Origin of the sequence: Bradyrhizobium sp. YR681 (genome assembly GCF_000282615.1) — a bacterium.
Classification (GTDB): Bacteria; Pseudomonadota; Alphaproteobacteria; order Rhizobiales; family Xanthobacteraceae; genus Bradyrhizobium.
Map to the genome: position 1 here is coordinate 1 of NZ_AKIY01000272.1, position 4,274 is coordinate 4,274.

The 4,274-nt window shown below is 65.8% G+C and carries 4 protein-coding genes; 2 read left to right on the forward strand and 2 right to left on the reverse strand.

The genetic code is table 11. The features are described 5' to 3' along the window. Both PMI42_RS29860 and PMI42_RS29865 read left to right on the forward strand, forming a co-directional pair. A partial coding sequence (locus tag PMI42_RS29860) for a DUF1850 domain-containing protein (protein WP_008141458.1) occupies window positions 1-409 on the forward strand: 409 nt, incomplete at its 5' end. 94 nt (window positions 410-503) lie between these two features. Next, the gene (locus PMI42_RS29865; RefSeq protein WP_008141460.1) at window positions 504-1,310 is read left to right on the forward strand and encodes an SDR family NAD(P)-dependent oxidoreductase; all 807 of its coding nucleotides are present in this window, start codon (window positions 504-506) and stop codon (window positions 1,308-1,310) included. Between the two features lie 180 nt (window positions 1,311-1,490). On the opposite strand, the gene PMI42_RS29870 is transcribed toward PMI42_RS29865, so the two are convergent. After that, window positions 1,491-2,261, reverse strand: a complete 771-nt coding sequence (locus PMI42_RS29870) for a hypothetical protein (protein WP_035967029.1) — start codon at window positions 2,259-2,261, stop codon at window positions 1,491-1,493. A 214-nt stretch (window positions 2,262-2,475) separates the two neighbouring features. Then, the gene (locus tag PMI42_RS29875; protein ID WP_081502966.1) at window positions 2,476-4,053 is read right to left on the reverse strand and encodes a cation:proton antiporter; all 1,578 of its coding nucleotides are present in this window, start codon (window positions 4,051-4,053) and stop codon (window positions 2,476-2,478) included. Window positions 4,054-4,274 lie beyond the last annotated feature (221 nt).

Consider the following 4,274-nt stretch of genomic DNA (forward strand, 5'->3'; position numbering starts at 1 on the left):
GGCAGCGTCCGCCGGCCATTGTCGAGGCGGCGTGAGCCTCTGCTTCGCAACAGCGGGAGGCGTGAAGGCGCTCGCGCTGTCGGCCTTCACGCTGGTGTGGACGCATTCGATCGCGAAGGTCGACTGGCAGGAAGACTGGCGCGTCACGCCTGCCGGCCTCGAGCTGGTGCAGGCGCGGGTCAAGGGCACCGGCCCCGGCATGGAGCCGCCGCCCGAGGCGCGGCTCGTCGACGGCTGGTTTCAGTGGCAGCCGCAGCGTGCGCCGATGCCGGAGGTCGTGCTTGGCAATTCCGGCGCGGCGGGGGAATGGCGGCTGTGCCACGATGGAAGCTGCCAGACGTTGTCGGAGATTGTCGGGCATCCCATCGGTGCTAACGTCACGACGATGAAAATTTGCGACGGTCCGTAGCCCGGATGGAGCAAAGCGAAATCCGGGAACAGTGGCCCCGGATTACGCTTCGCTCCATCCGGGCTACAATCAATAACAACACGGGAGACACGCGATGGATCGGCTCAAGGGCAAGGTTGCGATGGTGGTGGGGGCCGGCTCGATCGGACCGGGCTGGGGCAACGGCAAGGCCACCGCGGTGACCTTTGCGCGCGAGGGTGCGCAGCTGTTCTGCGTCGATCGCAACGGTGCTGCCGCGGAAGAGACCGCGAAGATCATCAATGGCGAAGGCGGCAACGCGACGGCGTTCACCGCCGACGTCTCGCGTCCCGCCGAGGTCGAGGCGATGGTCGCAGCGTGCCTGAAGGCCTATGGCCGCATCGACGTGCTCGACAACAATGTCGGCATCGCCGAGATGGGCAGCGTGGTCGAGGTGACGGAAGAGAGCTGGGACCGCGTCTTCAGCGTCAACCTCAAGAGCGCCTATTTCGCCATGAAGCACGTCATCCCCGTCATGGTGAAGCAGGGCGGCGGCTCGATCATCAACATCTCCTCGATCGCCTCGATCCGCCACATGGGAATTTCCTACGTCACCTACGGCACCTCGAAGGCGGCGATGAACCAGATGACGCGCACCACCGCGATCGAGTTCGCGCGGCATCATGTGCGCGTCAATGCGATCCTGCCCGGCCTGATGAAGACGCCGATGGTGGAGCATTCCGCGGGGCTCGCCAACAGCTACGCCAAGGGCGACGTCGAGGCGATGTGGCGTGCGCGTGACGCGCAGGTGCCGATGGGGCACATGGGCGAGGCCTGGGACGTTGCGAATGCCGCGCTGTTCCTGGCGTCGGACGAGTCGAAATATGTCACGGGGATCGAGCTCGTGGTGGACGGCGGGATTACGTGCAAGGCGGGGGCGTAAGCCCAGCCAGCACCGTCATCCTGAGGTGCGAGCCATGGGGCGCAACGCGCGCCATGGAGAGCCTCGAAGGATGAACGGCCCCGATGCAGCCGGGCCGTCGCCCTTCGAGGGCCGCTGAAGAAGCGGCCTCCTCAGGGTGACGGATTTACATTGGAGCTTGTCCGGGACGACAGCGATGACTCACTGCGCCAGCGCCAAGATCCCGCCGGCGAATGAATGCCACGCTGCCGTCTCACTGATCGGCCAGTTCAGCACCTTCACCGCCAGCAACGCCAGCGTGCCGGTGATGTAGACCGGATGCACGCGGCCCTCGGTGCGCCAGTCGCGCACCATGGCGACGACGAGCAGGAGCGAGGCGACCACGGCCGGCGCGATCGTGACGGGCACCGGCGGCGGGCCGGGCGGCCCGGGAGGCGCGAGGAAGGTCAGGAACCAGCGCGCGATCGCGGCATCGAGGATCGACACCGCGGCGAGCAGCATCAGGCGCTTGTGAATTTCAGGCCTTCGCGTGTTCATGATGGCGAGCACGAACACCACCGCAAAGAACGCGATACCGCTCATCGGCACGATCGAGAAGCCGATGCCGGCATCCTTCTGGCCAAGCGCTGCGGAATGCTGCATCACATGCACCGATGCGAGGAAGCCGAAGATCGTCATCGCGGTTGCGAGCGAAACGCCGACGATGCCGAGCGCGCGATGATTGACCACGCGGCCAGAGGCCGCGAGCCAGGTCTGGATCACGAAATAGAGAGACCAGGTGAAGAACAGGAGTCCGTGAAAATGAATCACCGGGCTTGCGGACAACGCACCGCGTGCAAGTGGCACAAAATAGGTCGGTGCGAAGCCGAGAAACGCGGTGGCCGCGCAGGCCAGCGCCATGTGGAGATAAAAATATCGTGTAGGCGACGCATCACGCGCGCGGACACGACGGTCGTCGATCATCGTAGTCATAGGGGATGAGTCTGGGGAGGCAGGGTTTGGTTCAATGCAGACCGCGCCTCCAACGTCGTCCCGGGGGGGCCGCAGCGCGAGCCCTGACGCGTAACCACAGGGAGCGGTTTGGCGCGGAGCTGGTAACTCCGGGTCTTCGCAAAACTATTGCTGCGGCGTATGGGTCCCGGATCTGCGCTTCGCTTGTCCGGGACGACAGCGGGTGTCTGCGGGCCTAGCCCCCGGCGCTCAATTCTGCGAGATCGAGCTCCCCCTCGAGCCGGTGGAAGGCATCGTCGCCGATGACCTCGGTGGCGCGGAGGTGGAAGATCGATTTGCGCGCGGCCTCGATGGCGCGGCGGCGCAGCGGATCGGCGGGGAGCTCGCCATTGGTGATGCCGCCATGCGGATCGTCGTCCGCCTGCATCAGGATGGCGCGGTATTCGAGCCGCAGGATTTCCGCTTCCTCCGACGGATCGTCCTCGATCGCATCGAGCGCGGCGCGATAGGCGATGGCGCGGCCGCGCGCGACCTCGATGCCGACGGGGTCGTCGTCCTTGAGACCGAAGGCCAGGATCAGCGGCCGCAGCGTCAGGCCCTGGATCACCAGCGATCCCAGCACGACGGCAAAGGCGATGAAGACGATGAAGTCGCGATAGGGAAAGTTTTCAGGCAGCGCAAAGGCGGTGGCGAGCGTGACGAGGCCGCGCATGCCGCACCAGGAGATGATGAGGCCGCCCTTGGGCGAGGCGACTTGCTTCGGATCCTTGGGGTGATAGATATCGTGCGCGATCAGCACGCGCAGCGTGGTGCGGTAGAACGTGATCCAGAGCAGCCGCACCAGCACCACCGTGAGCAGGATCCAGGCCGCTGCCACGCAATATTCCCAGCGCACCTCTGCATCCAGCCGCGTCCAGATCGGCCGCATCTGCATGCCGATCAGCATGAAGGCGAGCACGTTGAGCACGAACACCATCGTGTCCCACACGGCATAGGACGGCACCCGCAGCCGCGCCGGCATGCGCGCCGGCGCGGTGCGTGCGATGGTGATGGCGTAGATCACGATGGTGAGGATGCCGGAGAGGCCGAGATGCTCGGCCGCGATCCAGATCATGAAGGTGGTGGCGAACTGCACGATGATCGCGCTCGGTGCTTCCGTCACGCGCTCCATGATGGGCGGGATCAGGCGGGCCGCGACAAGACCGGCGACGACGCTGCCGACCAGCGCCAACGCCATGGTCGGCGCGACCTGGCTCCAGCTCAGATGCTCGGTCGCGACGGCGCCGACGGCGATGCGATAGATCAGCAGCGCGGTGGCGTCGTTGAGCAGGCTCTCGCCTTCCAAGACCTTCACCATGCGGTGAGGCAGCTTGACCTGGCTCAGGATCGCAACCGCGGCTGCCGCGTCCGGTGGCGCGACGATGGCGCCGAGCGCAATTGCGGCGGCCCAGGGCATGTCGGGCATCAGCCGGTGCGCGACATAGGCGACGCCGACGGTGGTCAGGCCGACCGCGGCGACGACCAGGGTCGAGACCGGAACCCAGTTGTTGCGGAGGTCCCGCAGCGAGGTGTCGAAAGCGGCATCGAGCAGGACCGGTGCGACAAAAAGCGCCAGTGCCAGGTCCGGCTCCAGCGCCCAGGTCGGGCTCGACGGCACGAAGGCGATCAGCGCGCCGCCGATGGCGAGAAAGGTCGGGTAGGGGACCTTGATCCGCCGCGCCAGCGCCGATAAGGCAACGGCGCCGAGCAGCAGCGCAATGATCCACTCGAATGTCGACACGATAGTCCCCGAAACCGATTTAAGCTGTGCCACAAGCTAGCACCAATCCGCCCCTATGATGGATAGTGCGGCCCCAAGGCAAGCGTGAAGAAGACTTTCCGACTGCAAGGATCATGCGTTTTCAAAAACTCTTTCAATTGGCAGCCGTCGTGGTGCTTTCAGCGCTCTGGCCCGGTTCGGCCCATGCCGCGACCGGCGACGCGCCGGCGGCCGTTACGCAGCTCGATATCGCGGCATGTCTCGCGGCGGCCGCC